Below are 18,221 nucleotides of genomic sequence, written 5' to 3' on the forward strand. Positions count from 1 at the left end.
CCTCCTCGATCAACGCGCGCGAAGCCCGTCGACGATGACCGACACCATCGGCTGAGCCCGCGCGTCCCATTCGGCTTCGGGAACGCGGGCCAACCCGCCCAGCAGCAGGATGACGTCCGCCGCGCCGACGTCGTCGCGCACCTCGCCGGCGGCCCTCCCCCGCTCGAGCAGCACCTCGAGCGCGTCGTCGAGGCGCTGGTGCTGGTCCGAGTGGAGATCGCGCCACGCCGACGCCTCGATCGCCGCCACGACACCGCGCTTGACCCGCGCGTACTCGACCAGCCGCTGCAGCCGACTGGACGACAAGATCGTCGCCATCACCGGAGCCAGCAGCGGGATCGGTGAGGCGACAGCGCTGGAGCTCGCGGCCCGAGGCGCGGCCGTCGTGCTGGGCGCTCGGCGCACCGACCGGCTGGACGCGCTCGCCGCGCGCATCCGAACCGAGGGCGGTCGGGTGGAGACGCTGGAAGTCGACGTCGCGCAGCGCGCCGACGTCGAGCGGCTGGTGAACCTGGCGGTGAACCGGTTCGGACGCCTCGACGTCCTGGTGAGCAACGCCGGAGTCGCCCGGATCGCACCCCTCGCCGACCTCGACGTCGACGACTGGGACGCCATGATCGATGTCAACCTGCGCGGCGTCCTGCACGGCATCGCCGCCGCCCTGCCGGTCTTCCGGAGCCAAGGCCGCGGGCACCTCGTCACCACGGTGTCGACCTCGGGGTTGAAGATCGTCCCGACGCAAGCCGTCTACGCGGGCACCAAGAACGCCGTGCGCACGCTGCTGGAAGCGCTGCGCCAGGAGTCGACGGACGGCGTGCTGCGCACGACCTCCATCTCGCCGGGATACGTTCGCACCGAACTCGTCGACCACGTCGAGGATCCGGAACAGCGAGCGCAGGCCCAGCAAGCGATGGACGCGCTCGGAATCAGCCCGGAAGCCGTGGCGCGAGCCATCGCCTTCGCCATCGAGCAGCCCGACGACGTCGAGATCGGCGACCTGACCATCCGCCCCACCAGGCAGGGCTGACCGGTGCGGTCAGCGGCCGTGATTCCTGCGGCTCGCGCGGCCATCGCCGCACGTTCGCGGTTCGGTCGTGCCCTGTCAACGTCGAGTTACATCTTTTGACCGTTCGAATTCTCTATTGACCGGTCAAATGCGCGGAGCTAGATTCCGTCCATGGCAACCCCGGCGTACCTGCGCATCCGCACCGAACTGGAGCAGCGGATCCGCTCGGGTGCGCTGCTGCCCGGCAGCAAACTCCCCACCGAGGCGGAGCTGCGCGAGCAGTACTCGGTCAGCCGTGCCACCGCGCAGCGGGTGCTGACCGAACTGGCCCAGGCCGGGCTGGTGGAACGACACCGTCGGCGCGGCACGTTCGTCGCCGAAGGCGCGCGGCAGGAGAACCTGCTGCGCCTGGTCAACCCCGCGCTGCAGGGCCCGGAGATCCCCGGGCGGCACGCGGTGGACTCCGCTGCGGTCATCCCGGCGCGCGACGCCGACGTGGAGATGCCCGGGGTGGACGATGACGCGCCGGTGACGCAGCTGCGCCGGCTCAAGTTCGACGTCGACGACAACCCGATCGCCGTCGAACTCTCCGCGGTCCCGTTCTCGCTGGCACCACGACTGCTCGACGAGGACCTGGCCCACCTGACCGTGCACGACTACTTCTCCCGCAACGGCGTCTCCGCGGCCAAGTCCCGCGTCTACATCGACCCGGTGCTGCTCGACGACGACACCGCGTCCCGGCTGCACCTCACCCCCGGCCAGGCCGTGATCCGGCTGCGCCGGCTGACCTGGCTCACCGACGGCAAGCTCGCCGAAGCCATGTGGCACATCATCCGGCCCGACCTCGTCGAGTTCTTCATCGAGCACAGCGTCCTGTCCACGCAGGACCGCTGATCCCCCCTTCGCCCACAGCGGTTTCACGACGGAACCGTTCGTTCAGCCTGCCCGGAAAACCTTGGAGGAGCGTTCATGACTCGCGTCGCGGTGATCGGCACCGGCGTCATCGGTGCCATGACGGCCTGGCGGCTCGCGCTGCGCGGAGCCGAGGTGCTGGCCTTCGACGCCTACGGCCCCGGCCACGACCGGGGCGCCTCAGCGGGCGAATCCCGCATCTTCCGCACCGCCTACAAGGAAGGCGCCGGTTACGTGCCGCTGCTGCAACGCGCCGAAGCGCTGTGGCGCGAGCTGGAACGCGGCGCGGACGCGCACCTGCTGACGATGTGCGGCGGGCTGACCATCGGCGCGCCCGACAACACCGACGTCGCGGCCGTGCGCCGTTGCGCCGAAGACGCCGGGCTCGACCACGAGGTCCTCGACACCGCCGAATCGCGAAAGCGGTTCCCGCAGCACCGCATCGACGACGGCGAGGTCATGGTGCTCGACCCGGCGGCAGGCGTGCTGCGACCGGAACCCGCCGTGCAGGCCGCGCTGCGGTCCGCCGAGGCGGCGGGGGCCCGGATCCTGTCCTACCACCCCGTCACCGACGCCACCGAGACCGCGGACGGCTGGCGGATCACCAGCAACGACACCACCTTCGACGTCGACCACGTGATCTTCGCGCCCGGCCCGTGGGCACGACAACTCGCGGCGTTGCGGAACCTCCCGGTCCAGGCACGGTTGATCACCGCCTACTGGTTCGCCGCGCGCGACGTCGCCGCGCACTCACCGGAGTCGCTGCCCATCGCCATCCGCAGGCACGCCGAAGCCGGGTTCTCCTGCTTCCCCGCGCTCGACGGAATCGCGATCAAGATCGTGCCGCACCACCTCGGGTGGACCGAGCTCGACGGCCCCGACGACCTCCCCCGCACCTCCGCCACCGACCACGCACGAGCCGCTTCGGCCGCCGCCGCGCGACTGCTGCCGGGGGTGACACCGCACCCGATGCGGACCGGCACCTTCGCCGAGGGCTTCACCCCCGACGACCACGCCCTGCTCGGCCCGCTCCCGGGTCACCACCGGGCCACCGTCATGACCGGGTTCTCCGGGCACGGCTTCAAGCTCGCGCCCGCCTTCGGCGAGATCGGCGCGGACCTCGCGCTGACCGGAGGCACCTCACACGACATCGCAACGCTCGACCCGAACCGCTTCCCGCTGTGAGCCCACTGGAGGCCAACCATGCTCACCGGTTCCACCGGCCAGATCGCCGGGATCATCATCGCCAGCCTGCTGGTCATCGGATTCGGCATCGGCATGTCCGTCTACTTCGGACGCAAGGCGAAGAACTCCGCGGACTGGCTGTCCGCGGGTGAATCGCTGCCGCTGATCGTCGTCATCATCACCCAATTCGCCACCGCCACCGGCGGCGGCGTGCTCATCGCGCACGTCGGCATCGGCTACCGCTCCGGGTGGTCGGTCTTCCTCTACGAGGGATGCGTGCTCGTCGGGTTCCTGGTGCTGATGTGGATCGCGAAGTGGCTGCGCGAGCAGCGCTTCACCACCGTTCCCGACATCATCACCAAGCTCTTCGGCCGCAACCGGCTGGCCATCGCGATCGCCGCGCTGGCCGCCCTGGTCGTGCCGTTCGGTTGGCTCGCGACCCAGTTCGTGGCGTTCGCGCAGCTGTTCGGCCAGCTCACCGGCGTGTCACCGACCGCGCTGGTCCTGCTGATCATGGTGGCGTCGCTGCTGTTCGTGCTGCCCGGCGGCCTGACCTCGGTCGCCTGGACCGACTTCGTGTTCGGCATCTTCATGATCGCCATGTCGCTGGGCGTGGCCGCCTACGCCGTCCACCTCGCAGGTGGTTGGGGCCAGATCACCGCGACCGTCCCGCAGCGGCTGTGGGGCTGGGAGGGGTTCACGGCGGTCGGCTGGGACCAGATCTGGCTGTGGGTCGCGGCGATCCTGCCCGGAACCCTCACCAACCAGCTCTACTACCAGCGGGTCTTCGCCACCAAGAAGGTCTCCGACGCCCGCCGCGGGCTGGGCCTCTCCGGCCTGACGATGCTCATCGGAGGCGTCTACGCCGGGTGCATCGGTCTCGCCGTTCACTCGATGAACCCGGGCCTGGCCAACGAGGAGGACGCCGCAGGCTGGCTGCTCACCCAGCTGCCGACCTGGCTGGTGATCGTCTTCGGCGCGTTCCTGGTCTCCACCATCATCTCCACCACCGGTGCCGCGCTGCAGTCGGTGGTGGCCAACCTGACCCGCGACGTCTACCAGAACATCGCGGGCAAGCAGGCCGGTGAGCGGCAGACCGTCACGCTCTCGCGGATGATCACCGTCGTCGTGTCGGTGCTCGCCGCGGTGCTGGCGATCCTGTTCCCGAAGGCGCTGACCTGGTTGGTGGCGACCTACGCCTACTCCGCGGCGGCGCTGGCGGCGCCGATCTTCCTCGGGTACCTGCTGCACCGGCGACGCCGGCTCACCCCGGCCGCCGCCATCGCGGGCATGGTCGCAGGCATCCTGGGGTGCGCCCTCGCCCAGCTCGCCGACACCACCGTGCCCTACGCGGTCTACGGCATCGCCGTCTCGGCCGCGGCAGTGCTGGGAACCGCGCTGCTGACCCCCGCCCGTCCCGCAGTCGAGAACGAAAGGGCAGTCCGAGCATGAACATCGCCGTGATCGGCCTGGGCGTCCTGGGCGCGGCAACCGCGCGCTCGCTGAGCCTCGCAGGTGCCCAGGTCACCGTCTTCGAACGCACCGCCCCGCTGGCGGGCACCTCGAACACCTCGTTCGCCTGGGTGAACTCGCACAGCAAGAACCCGCGCCCGTACCACGACCTGAACGTGGCGGGCATGGCCGAGCACGACGTCCTGGCGGCCTCGCCGGGCCGGTGCGCGCCGTGGCTGACACTCGGCGGGAACATCGAGTGGGCCGACGACCCCGACGGGACCGAACGGCTGGCCGCATCGGTGCGCGAACTGGAGGAGCGGGACTACCCGGTGGAGTGGATCGGGCCCTCGCAGGCCCGCGACCTGGTCCCCGACCTCCTCGTTCCCGACGGCGTGCGGGACATCGCCCACTACCCCACCGAGGGCCACCTGATCCCGGCTCTGCTGGTCGCGCGCTTGTGGGGAGAGGCCCGCGAGAACGGCGCCGAGCTGCGGTGCCCGGCCGAAGTCGTGTCGGTGTCCGAGACCGGGGACGGGGTGCGGATCACCCTGTCGGACGGCGAGGTCGCCACCGCCGACGCGGTGGTGTTCGCGGCCGGGCGGTGGACCGAGGCGCTGACCGCGACCACCGGTCACCGAGTGGCGATGGCCGATCCGGACGTCGCGGGATCGGCCACCGTCGGACTGCTGGGCTACACCGCTGCGCTGCCGACCCGGCTGGACGCCGTGCTCACCACGCCTGCCCTGAACGTGCGCCCCGACGGCGGCGGGCGGCTCGTGGCGCAGGGCCTGGACCTGGACGCCGACGCGGACCCGGCGAATCCGCCTGCGGTGGACGGCCACCACGCCCAGGAGCTGTGCCGGCGGCTGAACGACCTGCTGGCGGGGACCTCCGGCGCGGTGCTGGAGTCCATCCGGGTCGGACAGCGGTCGATGCCCGGTGACGGGTTGACGGCGGCGGGCTTCCTCGGCGAGACCGGTCGGGTCTACGTGCTGGCCACGCACAGCGGGGTCACGCTGGGACCGCTGCTCGGCAGACTCGCCGCGTCCGAGGTGCTCGGCGGTGACACGGCTCCCGAGCTCAGCCACTTCCGCCCTGACCGTCTCGTCGGTCGAGACTCGTTGCCGCCCTTGCAGAAGGTGCGGTTCGCCGGCCAGCAATGACGATCACTCCGCAGTGGTGTGATGAAACGCTTTCCGCTCCAATCGATTTCGGAGCGTGATCAGGTGGATCATCCCATCCAGCGATCGCTATTCGCTCGCGTTTTCGAATGCCCGGCGGCACAATGGGCACATGAGTTCGATGAAGCGGGCATTGACCCGACACCGGTTGCGAGCACCTGGATGTGGCGGCGTGGCGCGGAACTCCGCCTAGCGCGACGTGACTCGCGTGCTGGTCCCCAGACCACGGGATCACGAGCCAGGCGCCGTCAGATGATCACCGAGGACCGGCCTCCGCGGAAACCGGCCACCCGGTACGCCCCTCCAGAGCACGGCTGTTGTTTGAGAACTCCACAGTGGGAAAGCTCAGCCCAGGTGGCGGTGCAGGAAGTCCAGGGTGCGCGGCCAGGCGACGCGGGCCGATTCCTCGTGGTACGACGCGGGGTTCTGGTCGTTGAAGAACGCGTGGCCCGCCGCGTACACGTGGATCTGGGGGTGGACGTCCGTCTGCTTCTTGATCTTGTCCGCCACCTCGCCGACGGCGTCCACCGTGACGCCGCGGTCGTACTCGCCGAAGTGGCCGAGCATCGGTGCCGTCATCGCGGAGAAGTCCGTCTCGACCGGGGGAATCCCGTAGAAGGGGATGACGGCGCCGATGCGGTCACCCTGCTGAGCCGCCAGGACCAGCGCGAACTTGCCTCCCATGCAGAAGCCGACCGTGCCGACGGCCGACCCGGTCACCAGTTCGTGCCCCAGCAGGTAGTCCACTGCGCCTGCCAGGTCACGAGCCGCCCGGTCGACCGGCAGCTCCTGCATCATCCGGGCGGCTTCCTGCGCGTCGTGCGTGGTGTGGCCGCCGTAGAGGTCCGGGGCCAGGGCCACGAAGCCCTCGGCGGCGAAGCGGTTCGCGACATCGGCAACGTGGTCGGTCAGCCCCCACCACTCCTGGATCACCACCACTCCCGGGCCCGGTCGCCCGGGAGTCGCCAGGTAGCCGTGGGCGGTCCGCCCGTTGCTGGCGAAGCTGACGTTCTGGTGCGGGTTCGTCACGCTCGTGCTCCTTCGTCGGAGGATGACCGTTCGCCGGGGCCGCTCGTGCCCGCACCATGATCCCGCCGCGAACAGCTGATCGCAGCCCTCAGTCGAGCGGCATGTGGAAGATCTCCCAGGTGTGCCCGTCCGGGTCCTCGAAGCTCCGGCTGTACATCGGGCCTTCTTCCACGACCTCCCCGATGCGCGGCGACCCCGCCTCGCGGGCCTTCGCCACGAGCTGGTCCACCTCCTCGCGCGAGTCGGCGGTGAGGGCGGTGATGACCTCGGTGACCTTGGTCGAATCCGCCAGGTCCTTGGTGATGAAGGACTTGAAGAACGGTTCCACCAGCAACATCGCGTAGCTGTCGTCGTTGATCACCATGCAGGTGGCGTTCTCATCGGTAAAGTTCTGGTCGAAGGTGAACCCCAGCGCGGTGAAGAACTCCACCGACCGATTCAGGTCCTTGACGGGCAGGTTGAGGAAGGTCTTCATGGCCATCGTCATCACTCCACTCAGTTGAGGTCGGAACTGTCAGGATCGGGCGAGGAAGGGGATGGTGCCGCGCCGAGCCCACGCGACGAGCAGCAGCACCACGCCCAGCACCAGCGGCGACAGGGCCACCACGGGGGCGCCGAGCGGGAAGATCTGCGCCAGCACGGCGCCCACCATCACCAGCGCCAGCCCGAACGCCGCGAGCCCGCACAGCCGCGGGATCAGCAGGCCGATCGCACCGAGCAGTTCGACCGCCCCGGTCAGGTAGCGGAACCACTGCCCGAAGCCGATCAGGTCGAACATCTGCACGGCCATCGGATCACCGAGCAGCTTCGGGACCGACGCGAAGACGAAGAACGCGGCGAGCAGCACCTGCAGCACCCAGAGCCCGATGTTGACCGCCCGTCCCGGCGGAACCTTGGTCTCGTTCGCACTCGTAGTCATTCGGACGCACCCTTCCCATCGCGCTGTTGAGATTCGATCGCAGGTATCGACTCGACGCGCGCTGGAAACTCATCGGTGGTCGCCGACGAAAAGGGGTGTCAGTCCACCAACTGGTCGAGCACGGTGGTGAAGACGTCGCGGTCCACGGTGACCGGGTCTTGGGCGAGCCAGTGCCCGATGTCCTTGACGAACTGCGCCGGGGTCATCGGCACGACCTGCTCGTCAGGCTGCTCGACGGTGGTGATCTCGCCGGCTCGGCTGGGGTAGATCAGCACCGCACCGCGCACCTCGACCTCGGGCAGCAGCGCCTCGAAGTTGGCCACGCCCTCGTTCAGACGGGTCACACCACCGCGGAACGGGTGCCCGTTGCGCCACAGCGACCCCTTCTCGTCGGTCGTGTAATGCCCGGGCAACCAGCTCTTGGACTCCACGAGCACCAGCCGGCGTCCGCACAGCACCGCGTGGTGGACGTCTTCGAACACCGAGTCCGGCCAGGTCAGACCGTGGAAGACACGCACACCGGGCAACCGGATGAGGTACTTCGCGCACAGCTCGGCGGTGAGCAGCTGGGCCCGCTCGTGCTGGATGTCGGGCAGCCCGAAGATGCGCTGGTTGCCGAACTCGGCGGTGAACATCCGATGGTCCCGGTGGGCGCCGATGTGGCGGCGCAGGAGCACCACGATCACGACCCCGGAGCTGATCAGCAGGCCCAGCCAGGTGGCCATCAGCACCGCGTTGAGCTCGACGGCCACCCCGGCCAGCAGCAGCAACGACCAGGCGCCGACCAGCGCGAACGTCGGCATCCGGTCCGGGCCGAGAACCGGCAGGTACTGCACTCGCGCCTGCGGGTCGACGCCGTCCCACCAGTCGAGGTCGTCGAGCCGCACCCGCGGCATCCGGGGCACGTAGTCGGGGTCCTCCCCGAAGTCGCGACCGGGCCGCCTTGTTCCCCCCGGCCGTCGCGGACGCCTCGGCGGAGCGGTCTCGGCCTCGACCGGACGGCGCCGGGCGCGGTCGTAGGAAGCGCGACGCACCGGGTCGGTGAGCGTCTCGTAGGCCTCCTGGAGGAGCCGGAACGCACCGTCGCTACCGCCGACGTCGGGGTGCATGGTGCGGGCGAGCGTCCGATAAGCCGATTTGATCTCGACCGGCGTCGCGTCGCTCCCCACACCGAGGAGTTCGTAGTAGTCGACCCCGCGCACTACCCTCCCCGCCTCCCGGACCGCGCGGCAACAACGAGCTGCAATGAGAACGCCCGGCAATGATAGGACGTGAGCCGAGATCAAGATCAACCGACCGGCAGGAAATCACCACGAACCGGACCACCGACCGCCCGGCGGGCACGAAAAAACCCGCTGACCTGCTTGGCCAGCGGGCTCTTCCACGCGGATGACCGAGGCGGCGCTCCGCCGCCCCTCCCTTTTGGCCATCCGGGAGCCGGGCTCGGTCCTGGATGGCGCCTGGGACCGGCTCGGCCTGCTGTGCGGTGCACGACCGCGTAAGTCTGGGTGAATGCTCTGCGGGCGGGGACCCGTCCGGCATCGCCGTCCACCATAGCCGATCGAGGCGGCGTTGTGGGCGAAATCGACTCCCGAACCCGCGAACCGTTCGGCCGGGTGCCTGGTTGGACGCCCCTCAGCCAGGCCGAGATCACGGGGCGCGACCTTGACGCGATCTGATTCGACGTGCATAAGATCGCCGGTCGAGCCGCTGGCTGAAAGGGTGCAGATGGCTGCGGATCCGCTCGCTCCCGGCGTCTGGGGCGTGGTCGCCACCCCGTTCACCGAGTCCACACAGGACGTCGATCTGGCGTCGTTGTCGAAGCTCGTCGGGCACTACCGCCGGATCGGCGTCACCGGGCTGACCGTGCTCGGCGTCTTCGGCGAGGCGGTGCGCCTGTCTGCGGCCGAGAAGCGAGCGGTGCTCGAAGTCATGGTGGAAACCGTGGACCTGCCGATCGTGGTGGGTGCCTCCAGCACCTCGCCGGCACCCGTGACCGAAGAAGTCGAACTGGCCGCCGACGTGGTCGGCGACCAGCTGGCCGGGGCGATGGTGCAGGTCAACACCGCTGACCCGGCGCTGCTGGCCACCCAGCTCAACGCGCTGCACGCCGCGACCGGCGCCGGCCTGGTCGTGCAGGACTACCCGCTGGTCACCGGCGTGTCGATCAGCGCGGTCGACCTGGCCTCGGCAGTCGAGCAGGTCGAATCGGTGACGGCGGTCAAGGCCGAGGCCCCGCCCACTCCCCCGGCGATCGCCACGCTGACCGCTCGCACCGGTGTCCCCGTCTTCGGCGGGCTCGGCGGCGTCGGACTGCTGGACGAGCTGGCCGCGGGCTCGGCGGGAGCGATGACGGGATTCTCGTTCCCCGAGGGGCTCAAGGCCTGCGTGGACGCGTGGAGGCGGGGCGGCTACCAGGCGGCGCTCGAGGCGTACCTGCGGTACCTGCCGCTGGTGAACTTCGAGGCTCAGGCCCGCATCGGGCTGGCGATCCGCAAGGAGGCGCTGCGCCGACGGGGCCTCATCGCCGAATCGCGGGTGCGCGCACCTGCGCCCGGCATGCCGGAGAGCCTGGAGAAACAACTGGATCGGCACTTGGCGGCCGTGGAGAACATGGAGAACTGATGGATCTGGGAATCGCCGGCCGCAATGCGCTGGTCTGCGCCTCGACAGGTGGATTGGGTGAGGCGACCGCGCGGGCGCTGGCAGCCGAGGGCGTCAACGTGGTGGTGTCCGGCCGTCGTGGTGAGCGCGCGCAGGCGATCGCCGCCGAACTGCCCGGCGCCACTGGCGTCGAAGTGGACCTGACCGCGCCGGGCGGGGCCGAGAAGCTGCTGGCGGCGGCGCAGGACGCGCTGGGGCAGATCGACATCCTGGTGCTCAACGGTCCCGGGCCGCGCCCGGCCAGCGCCTCCGAGGTCGGCCCGGACGACACCGCCGAGGCGGTGCGGAACCTGCTGCTGGTGCACCAGAAGCTGGTCGGCGGCGTGCTGCCGGGGATGCGGGAGCGCCGTTGGGGCCGGCTGCTGGCGATCGCCTCCAGCGGCGTGGAGGCCCCGATCCCGAACCTCGCGCTGTCCAACATCGGTCGCAGCGCGCTGGCGGCGTACCTGAAGAGCCTGTCCATCGACGTGGCCGACGAGGGCGTCACCGCCAACCTCCTGCTGCCGGGCCGGATCGCCACCGACCGCCTGTCGTCGCTGGACGGCGCCACGGCGGAGCGCGAACGCCTGCCGGTCGAGGAGGTCCGCGCCCGGGGAGAGGCCGCGATTCCGGCCAAGCGCTACGGCGAGCCCGCCGAATTCGGCGCCACGGCAGCGTTCCTGTGCAGCGCCCACGCCTCCTACATCACCGGGACCGCGATCCGCTGCGACGGGGGCCTCGTCCCGACCTTGTGACACCAGCGATGGCCGCACGAGGCGTGCCGCGCGGAACGACGGGAGGTTTCTCCGCGCGACACGCCTCTTCCGCCTCCGGGAGTGTCAGCCGGTGACGGAGTTCAGGGTCGGCAGGTACGCGTTGGCGTGCCCGTCGACGTCGGGGTGGAAGGACTCCTGGATCGGGTTGCTCGGACCGTTGATCCACTCGTCGGAGGCGCAGACGCCGTGCCCCTCGAAGGCGCTTCGCGGGTCGGCGAAGGAGAACCCGGCGGCCGAGGCGCGTTCGGAGATCACCGAGGCGAGTTCGTCGGCGCCCTCGTTGATCCGCTGGCGCTTGTACTCGGAGTAGAACGGGATCCCGCAGTCGCCCATCTCGTTGATCTTCGGGTACCCGAGCACCACGACCTCGGCGTTGGGCGCCGCGGAGCGGATGTTGGCGTAGGTGGAGTCGAGCTTGGCCGGCAGCTCGTTGCGGGCCTCCTCGGAGGCGTCGTTGACGGCGTTGTCGCAGCCCTCGTCGGTGCCGGCGACGCAGCTGGTGATGACGTCGACGAATCCGATGTCGTTGCCGCCGATGGAGATGGTGACCAGCGTGGTGTCGGCGCTGAGCGAGCCGAGCTGGTCGGCGTTGACGTCGTCGGTGACGGCACCGGAGCAGGCCGCGAACTCGAAGCTGGCGACTCCGTGCGAGTCGGCCCACAACTGCGGATATGCCTTGGGGCTTCGAAGACAACTCCCGCTGTCCTCGAAGTACTCCCGGGTGCCGGTTCCCGAGGCGTAGGAGTCGCCCAGGGCGACGTAGTTTTCGGCGGCGGATGCGGAGTCGGAATCAGCTGCGAAGGCCGGTGCGGCCGTGCCCGAGACGACCGTGCAGGCTGCCACCGCACCGATGAGGTACCTTGCGTGACGCATGTTTTCCTCCGTTCGGAGCGCGAAAAGCTCCTTCATTCAAGGAAGTCCGCGCCGAATTTCGGAGAACTTGGCGAGTACCCGCCAGTAACCGGCTCCCGCAGCAGCTCGAACGTCACACCGGTAGCCGCCATCAGGACAGTTCCGGGATCCGGTTTCGCCGGTTTTCCCAATGCCGCCGGAGCGGCGAGGCTCTGAAAGGGCTCACAAGACGCACGTACGTTTTGTTCGAATTCGTACGATTGCAGCAGGCGCTGCGCCTCACGACCTGGCATAGTCCTATGCCTCCCGGCACCCCATCCCACTCTTTTGAGGAGGGCGTATGACACTCCGGGTTCCCGATCACCACACCGCTTCGGCGGTGCTCTCGCGGGCCATCGCCGCAGTGCCGGAGGCGTTCGACGACGGCGTGCCCCGCAACCTCATCGACCGCCGCTGGCAGGCCGTCGGGGAGCCCGCCCCGCAGGTCACCCCGGTGGACGGCACTGTCTTCTCCCAGCTGCCCAAGATCGACGCCGCGACCGCGCAGGACGCCGTGCGCGCAGCGGCCAGGGCCCACCAGGCGTGGGCGCAGACGACCTTCGAGCAGCGTCGGGAAGCGGTGACCAGCGCGGTCGAGGCCATGTCGCAGGTCCGCGACGACCTCGCACTGCTGCTCGCCTGGGAGATCGGCAAGCCGTGGAAGGCCGCCTGCGCCGACGTCGATCGCTGCCTCGACGGCGTGCGCTGGTACGCCGAGCACACCGAGCAGATGCTCAACCAGGACGTGGAGGGCGCCCCGTACAAGCGCCAGCCGCTGCCCGGCCCGGTGAGCAACATCGCCAGCTGGAACTACCCGATGAGCGTCCTGGTGCACGCCGAGCTGGTGCAGCTGCTCGCGGGCAACGCCGTGATCGCCAAGACCCCGACGCAGGGCGGCGCGGTGACGCTCACCGTCGCGCACGCGCTGATGGCCCGCGCCGGGCTACCGGCCACACTGCTGTCCGGGGACGGGTCGGCCCTGTCGGACCCGCTGGTGCGCTCGCCCGAGGTGGGCGCGCTCGCGTTCGTCGGCGGACGATCCAACGGCGGCAAGATCGCCGCGCAGCTGGTCGACACCGGCAAGCGGCACATGCTGGAGCAGGAGGGCCTCAACACCTGGGGCCTGTGGGAGTTCTCCGACTGGGACGGGCTGAGCGCGCACCTGCGCAAGGGCTTCGAGTACGCCAAGCAGCGCTGCACCGCCTACCCGCGGTTCGTGGTGCAGCGGAAGCTGGTGGACAAGTTCCTCGCCACCTACCTCCCGGTGGTGCAATCGGTGCGCTTCGGCCACCCGCTGGCCGGCGAGAACGGCGAGCCGCCCGCGCTGGACTTCGGCCCGCTGATCTCGGCGGCGAAGGCCACCGAGCTGGAAGGCCGGGTCGCCGAGGCATTGCGCCACGGTGCCGTTCCGCTGCACCACGGCGACCGCTCCCAGGGGCGCTTCCTGGAAGGTCAGGACGTCTCCGCCTACGCCGCACCGGTGACGCTGCTGGCGCCGCCGGGTGCCAGCCGGCTCATGCACGAGGAGCCGTTCGGGCCGGTCGACACCATCGTCGTGGTCGACACCGAGGCCGAGCTGCTGGCGCAGATGAACGCCTCCAACGGCGCGCTCGTCGCCACCGTCGCCTGCGACGACGAGTCGTTCGCCGCCGAGCTGGCCGAGAGCGTCCAGGCGTTCAAGGTCGGCATCAACAAGCCGCGCTCGCGCGGTGACCGGGACGAGCCGTTCGGCGGCCGGGGCGCGTCGTGGAAGGGCGCGTTCGTCGGGGGCCAGCACCTGGTCCACGCTGTCACCCAGGGGCCTCCGGGAGAGCAGCTCTACGGCAACTTCCCGGGCTACCACCGCTATCCGCAGACCTGATCGCGGCGCGAGCGAACGGGGAACCCCGCTGCGGCGGGGTTCCCCGTTCGTCATCTGCGGGCGGCCGCTCGCGCCCGGCGCGATCACCAGGGTTCGCCGGGGCGGGGGTCGCAGGTGAGCGGCATGCTGCGGTCGAGGGCGGCCCCGGCCGGGTAGTAGTAGATCCAGCCGTCCTCGTCGGGGGTCGGGTGGATCCCGGTGGGCGTGAGAGCCCTGGTCGGCGCGGGCCAGGGCTTCCAGCCCCGCGCTTCGTAGAAGGGGCGGCCGGCTTCGCTGGCTCCGAGGGCCCCGAGGTCGTAGGCCGCGCGGATCATGCGCTCGACCTCGGCCATGAGGGCGGCGCCGATGCCCCGCCCCTGGCGGTCTCGTCGCACCGCGACGCCCTCCACGTAGCCGGTGCGCAGGGCGCGGTCGCCGAGCAGCAGGCGCCGCATCACGAGCGCGGCGTGCCCGACCAGTTCATCGCCCTCCCAGGCGAGCACGTGCATGCCGCCCAGGCAGTGCTCCCAGTCGGCTTCGGTCATGGCGTCGTCCTCGACGAAGACGTCCCACAGCAGCCCGCGCGCCGCGCGCAGACTCGCCACGTCGAGGTCCGCGGTGTGCGCGGTCCGCAATTCGGCCATGCGGCACATGATGGCAGGAATCAGGCGACCGGGGGCTCTTTCGCCGACGTCCGGATCAGGTTCTCGGCGAGCTCGCTGGCATTGCGCCCGCACATCCGCCCCTGGCAGGACCCGAGCCCGACGCGGCAGGACAGGTTCAGCGAGCTCGCGTCGCGCTGGGCGGGCGCGCTGTCCCGAAGGGCCTGGTAGGGAACCTCTTCGCAGCGGCAGACGACGGTCTGCGGGGTGAGCCACTCGTTCCAGTCCTCACCGATGCGGGTCGCCGACGCCATCGCCCGGCCGAAGCGCTGTCCACATCGGACGACGAGCATGGCTCGGCGAGCGGGTTTTTCGACCTCGCGCCACGTGGTCGCCTCGACGTGCACCGCCGCGGCGAGACCCGCGACGGCACCCTCCGCCGCTGCGGCACGGGCTCCGGCGATGCCGGTGGCCTCACCTGCCGCGAACACCCACGGCGTCGAGCTCCGCTGCGCTCCGTCGACCCGCACGAAGCCGTCCTCGATCTCGCAGCCTGCCGCTCTCGCGAGTTCCAGGCGCGGTTCCAGGCCGTGGGCGACGCAGATCGCGTCCACCGGGATCCTCCGGTGCGTGCCCGGGACCGGCCGCCACCGCGCGTCGAGCTTGGCGACCACGGCCTCCTTGACCCGTTCCTCGCCCACCGCCGCCACGACCCCGGCTCGGGTGCGGAACTGCGTGTTGCCGACGAGTCTGCGCAGGTAACCGGCGAACCCGGCGAGCTTGTCCCACTGACCTGCCAGATCCGGTGCTCGCCGCAACCAGGCCGTAGGGCTCCCCGCGTCGAGCACGGCCACCACGTCGGCGCCCACGCCCAGCAGCGATTCGGTGACCGGCAGCAGCAGCGGCCCGGTTCCCGCGACCAGCACCCGGCTGCCCACCGCGATCCGCTGGCCACTCGCCAAAGCGTGCGCGGCCCCGGCGGTGAACACGCCGGGCAGCTCCCAGCCCGGGAACGGCAGCACCCGGTCGTGCGCTCCGGTGGCCAGCACCAGCGCGTCGGCGTGGAAGGTCTCCCCCGCGTCCCCGGGTCCGGTGCTCACGTGGACGTCGTGCCCGTCCAGCGACCGAACGCCGCCGGACAACCGCCGGATGCGCGGGTGCGCGCCGATCTCCTCGGCGAGGGTCGTGAAACTCCCCTGCGCTCGCCGGATCCGCTGCGGTTGGGCTAGGCCGAACTGCTCGGGCGGCGCCTGGTGGTACTTCCCGCCCAGTGCGTTCGAGGAGTCGACGAGCAGCACCTCGGCCCCGGCTCGGGCGGCGTTCAGGGCGGCGGTCATGCCGGCCGGGCCCGCACCCACGACCACGACGCTCATCCCCGCTCCTCACGGCCGCGGGTGCTGATCACGTCGCCGGGTTCGACCGACCGCAGGCAGGCGCGGACGCCCGGGGTCCCGTTGACCACCAGCACGCACTCGGCGCACACGCCGATCCCGCAGAACAGCCCGCGCCTCCGGCCGCGACCACCGGATTCGCGCCACGAGGTCAACCCCAGCGACATCAGCACGGCGGCGACCGTCTGCCCGGCGTGCGCGGTGACCCGGCGTCCGTCCACCTCGACGGCGAAGCTGGCCTGGTAGCGCGGTTGCACGGGGTCCAGGTGGGCGGGCAGCAGGTACGGTCCGGTCAACAGCCGCCACCTCCTGGATCTGCACCGGCATGGCGCTCTCACCCGTGCCCGGTGCGCTCGGTTCCCGATCGAACCGACAGGAGAAATTGAACTGCCCCAGAACAGATCGCGCATCAATCCATTGATGTAGGCCCGTCAGACATGGGACTGATGCGCGAGAACGGCCGTCCCCGGCAGCCACCGCCTGCGCTGCGGTGCTGCCGGGGACGGCCTCTTCCCTCTCCCGATGGCTTGAGATCTACGGCTGCGGGAACTGCGCCGCGTAGGTCTTCACGGCGTTGGCGATGGCCGCGAAGTTGCGCTCCAGGGCTTGGGCGTCGACGTTCTCGACGGTGTCGCAGGCCTGGTGGTAGCAGGCGTCGAACGCCTCACCGGCCTGGCCGCCCCACTTCTCGGCCTGCTCCGGGCTCTTGGTCTCCTCCGCGCCGGTGAAGGTGCCACCGGCCGGGATGCCGACCTCGATGAACGGACCGTAGTCGGATCGACCGTCGAAATCGGTGCCCTCGGCGGGCGCACCGGCCGCACCCAGCGAGTCGTTGAGGAGCTTCTCGATCTGCGCCGAGCCCTCCGGGCCCGGACCGGCGCCGACGCCGTCGGAGTCGTCGCCGTCGTAGGTGAAGTAGCCGGCGTTGGGCGAGCCGACCATGTCGAAGTTCAGGTAGGCGGCGATCTTCCCGCGCTCGGCCTCCGGCAGCGTCTCCACGTAGTGGGTGGAGCCCACCAGGCCCTCTTCCTCCGCGCCCCAGAAGGCGAAGCGGAGCTTGTTGGTCGGCGTTTCACCGCCGGCCGCGTAGTCGAGCGCGGCCTGCAGGATCGCGGCCGAACCGGTTCCGTTGTCGTTGATCCCCGGCCCCTCGCCCACGCTGTCCAGGTGGGCGCCGAACATGACGACCTTGTTGGCGTCACCACCCGGCGTTTCGGCGATCAGGTTGTAGGTGGGACCGCCGAGGGAGTCGAACTCCTGGACCGCCGTGGTGAAACCGGCTTCGTCGAGCTTGCCCTTGATGTAGTCCAGGGAAGCCTGGTAGCCGGGCGTGCCGGCGGCTCGGTTCCCGCCGTTGGCACCGGCGATGTTCTGCAGTTCCTGCAGGTGGTCCTGCACGGCCACGGCACCGGCGCGTGCGCTGTTCTCGGCAACGGCCGCGGTGGGCAGCACCAGCGCTGCGGCCGCCGCGAGCGCGGCAGCGGTGGCGAGCATCGGGCGGTTCGGCATCTCCGCGATCCCCTTCGTCGATGTCGGAGTCGATCTCGATCGATCGCGTATTCGCCAGGCGAACGTATCGGCGGGGATCACCAGGAAGACCGTTTTGACCAAAAGTCGCCTCACCAAAACGTTTTTCCCGTATTCGCGGTGGGATCTCACGGTTGCAGAGCACGGCCGGACGCTCGCTGCGCTCGGCCGATCAGGGCTCGCGTTGTTCTCCCGGCGGTGCTGAGGCAAGCTGGTGCGACACCCCACTACCCCATGGAGGTACCGCACGTGGAACAGGTGGTCCTGCTCGACGAAGCCGGCCAGGCGATTGGCGTCGAGGACAAGGCGACCGTGCACCACCAGGAGACGCCGCTGCACCTGGCGTTCTCCTGCTACGTGTTCAACGACCACGGCGAATTCCTGCTCACCCAGCGGGCGCACCACAAGCGGACCTTCCCGAGCGTGTGGACCAACACCTGCTGCGGACACCCGGCTCCGGAGGAGGAGATGAAGGCCGCCATCACCCGCCGGCTCGGCGAAGAGCTCGGCCTGAGGGTGCGCGGGCTCGAACTGGCGCTGCCCGCGTTCCGCTATCAGGCCACAATGGACAACGGGGTCACGGAAAACGAGATGTGCCCTGTGTTCGTCGCTTTCACCGACAGCACCCCCGCGCCGAACCCGGACGAGGTCGCGTCGACTCGTTGGGTGCGCTGGAAGGAGTTCAGCACCGGGGTCCTCTCCGGTGACACCGAGGTCTCCCCCTGGTGCGCGCTGCAGGTGCGGGAGCTCACCGAGCTGGGGCCCGAACCCGCGCAGTGGCCCATCGGCACCCCGGCGAACCTCCCGCCGGCGGCCCGCGTGGCCTGAGAACCGCGCAACACCGAGCGGCCCCGGGACTCAGCT

General features: G+C 70.3%; 19 protein-coding genes. 9 read left to right on the forward strand and 10 right to left on the reverse strand.

Translation table 11 applies throughout. The features are described from left to right. Nucleotides 1–9: 9 nt before the first annotated feature. Nucleotides 10–306 carry an SbtR family transcriptional regulator gene (locus E1181_RS16155; protein WP_235876808.1) on the reverse strand — a complete coding sequence of 99 codons (297 nt, stop codon included), beginning with the start codon at nucleotides 304–306 and terminating at the stop codon, nucleotides 10–12. Between E1181_RS16155 and E1181_RS16160 the strand changes: the two genes are divergently transcribed. From E1181_RS16160 to E1181_RS16180, 5 genes are all read left to right on the forward strand, one after another. Next, nucleotides 260–1,027 (forward strand): SDR family oxidoreductase, encoded by a 768-nt coding sequence (locus tag E1181_RS16160; RefSeq protein WP_235876809.1) that lies wholly within the window; start codon nucleotides 260–262, stop codon nucleotides 1,025–1,027. The genes E1181_RS16155 and E1181_RS16160 overlap by 47 nt on opposite strands. A gap of 150 nt (nucleotides 1,028–1,177) precedes the next feature. Then, a complete protein-coding gene (locus E1181_RS16165) occupies nucleotides 1,178–1,900 on the forward strand; it encodes a GntR family transcriptional regulator (RefSeq protein ID WP_132675652.1) in 723 nt (240 codons plus the stop codon). A 75-nt stretch (nucleotides 1,901–1,975) separates the two neighbouring features. Continuing rightward, nucleotides 1,976–3,103 carry an N-methyl-L-tryptophan oxidase gene (gene solA, locus E1181_RS16170; protein ID WP_132675654.1) on the forward strand — a complete coding sequence of 376 codons (1,128 nt, stop codon included), beginning with the start codon at nucleotides 1,976–1,978 and terminating at the stop codon, nucleotides 3,101–3,103. Between the two features lie 18 nt (nucleotides 3,104–3,121). Beyond that, a complete protein-coding gene (locus tag E1181_RS16175; protein ID WP_132675656.1) occupies nucleotides 3,122–4,555 on the forward strand; it encodes a sodium:solute symporter family protein in 1,434 nt (477 codons plus the stop codon). Continuing rightward, entirely contained in the window at nucleotides 4,552–5,721 is a 1,170-nt protein-coding gene (locus E1181_RS16180; RefSeq protein WP_132675658.1) for an NAD(P)/FAD-dependent oxidoreductase, read from the forward strand. The genes E1181_RS16175 and E1181_RS16180 overlap by 4 nt, the downstream gene beginning before the upstream one ends. A gap of 363 nt (nucleotides 5,722–6,084) precedes the next feature. On the opposite strand, the gene E1181_RS16185 is transcribed toward E1181_RS16180, so the two are convergent. From E1181_RS16185 to E1181_RS16200, 4 genes are all read right to left on the reverse strand, one after another. Beyond that, nucleotides 6,085–6,768 carry a dienelactone hydrolase family protein gene (locus E1181_RS16185; RefSeq protein ID WP_132675660.1) on the reverse strand — a complete coding sequence of 228 codons (684 nt, stop codon included), beginning with the start codon at nucleotides 6,766–6,768 and terminating at the stop codon, nucleotides 6,085–6,087. 88 nt (nucleotides 6,769–6,856) lie between these two features. Next, nucleotides 6,857–7,249 (reverse strand): VOC family protein, encoded by a 393-nt coding sequence (locus E1181_RS16190; protein WP_132675662.1) that lies wholly within the window; start codon nucleotides 7,247–7,249, stop codon nucleotides 6,857–6,859. Nucleotides 7,250–7,282: 33 nt separating this feature from the next. Then, complete coding sequence (locus tag E1181_RS16195; protein WP_132675664.1) at nucleotides 7,283–7,687, reverse strand: DoxX family protein; 405 nt, start codon at nucleotides 7,685–7,687, stop codon at nucleotides 7,283–7,285. 98 nt (nucleotides 7,688–7,785) lie between these two features. Beyond that, complete coding sequence (locus tag E1181_RS16200) at nucleotides 7,786–8,889, reverse strand: J domain-containing protein (protein ID WP_132675666.1); 1,104 nt, start codon at nucleotides 8,887–8,889, stop codon at nucleotides 7,786–7,788. 526 nt (nucleotides 8,890–9,415) lie between these two features. On the opposite strand from E1181_RS16200, the gene E1181_RS16205 reads away from it, so the two are divergent. After that, nucleotides 9,416–10,312 carry a dihydrodipicolinate synthase family protein gene (locus tag E1181_RS16205; RefSeq protein WP_132675668.1) on the forward strand — a complete coding sequence of 299 codons (897 nt, stop codon included), beginning with the start codon at nucleotides 9,416–9,418 and terminating at the stop codon, nucleotides 10,310–10,312. After that, nucleotides 10,312–11,085, forward strand: a complete 774-nt coding sequence (locus E1181_RS16210) for an SDR family oxidoreductase (RefSeq protein WP_132675670.1) — start codon at nucleotides 10,312–10,314, stop codon at nucleotides 11,083–11,085. Before E1181_RS16205 ends, E1181_RS16210 begins: the two co-directional genes overlap by 1 nt. An 84-nt stretch (nucleotides 11,086–11,169) precedes the next feature. Here the strand turns inward: E1181_RS16210 and E1181_RS16215 are convergent, their stop codons facing one another. Next, nucleotides 11,170–11,979 carry an SGNH/GDSL hydrolase family protein gene (locus E1181_RS16215; protein ID WP_132675672.1) on the reverse strand — a complete coding sequence of 270 codons (810 nt, stop codon included), beginning with the start codon at nucleotides 11,977–11,979 and terminating at the stop codon, nucleotides 11,170–11,172. 319 nt (nucleotides 11,980–12,298) lie between these two features. On the opposite strand from E1181_RS16215, the gene E1181_RS16220 reads away from it, so the two are divergent. Then, complete coding sequence (locus E1181_RS16220) at nucleotides 12,299–13,858, forward strand: aldehyde dehydrogenase family protein (protein ID WP_132675674.1); 1,560 nt, start codon at nucleotides 12,299–12,301, stop codon at nucleotides 13,856–13,858. Nucleotides 13,859–13,941: 83 nt separating this feature from the next. Here E1181_RS16220 and E1181_RS16225 read toward each other — a convergent pair whose 3' ends face one another. From E1181_RS16225 to E1181_RS16240, 4 genes are all read right to left on the reverse strand, one after another. After that, on the reverse strand, nucleotides 13,942–14,481 hold the full coding sequence (locus E1181_RS16225; protein WP_132675676.1) for a GNAT family N-acetyltransferase: 540 nt from the start codon (nucleotides 14,479–14,481) through the stop codon (nucleotides 13,942–13,944). 20 nt (nucleotides 14,482–14,501) lie between these two features. Continuing rightward, entirely contained in the window at nucleotides 14,502–15,812 is a 1,311-nt protein-coding gene (locus tag E1181_RS16230) for an FAD-dependent oxidoreductase (protein ID WP_132675678.1), read from the reverse strand. Further along, nucleotides 15,809–16,126 (reverse strand): (2Fe-2S)-binding protein, encoded by a 318-nt coding sequence (locus E1181_RS16235; RefSeq protein ID WP_235876810.1) that lies wholly within the window; start codon nucleotides 16,124–16,126, stop codon nucleotides 15,809–15,811. Before E1181_RS16235 ends, E1181_RS16230 begins: the two co-directional genes overlap by 4 nt. A 238-nt stretch (nucleotides 16,127–16,364) precedes the next feature. Further along, nucleotides 16,365–17,339, reverse strand: a complete 975-nt coding sequence (locus tag E1181_RS16240; protein ID WP_132675681.1) for a M28 family metallopeptidase — start codon at nucleotides 17,337–17,339, stop codon at nucleotides 16,365–16,367. A gap of 267 nt (nucleotides 17,340–17,606) precedes the next feature. Here E1181_RS16240 and idi point away from each other — a divergent pair, with 267 nt between their 5' ends. Further along, nucleotides 17,607–18,185: an isopentenyl-diphosphate Delta-isomerase gene (gene idi, locus E1181_RS16245; protein WP_132675683.1), complete on the forward strand. Its 579-nt coding sequence runs from the start codon at nucleotides 17,607–17,609 to the stop codon at nucleotides 18,183–18,185. The last annotated feature ends 36 nt before the right edge of the window (nucleotides 18,186–18,221 follow it).

It is taken from the genome of Saccharopolyspora terrae (assembly GCF_004348435.1).
Lineage (GTDB): Bacteria > Actinomycetota > Actinomycetes > Mycobacteriales > Pseudonocardiaceae > Saccharopolyspora > Saccharopolyspora endophytica.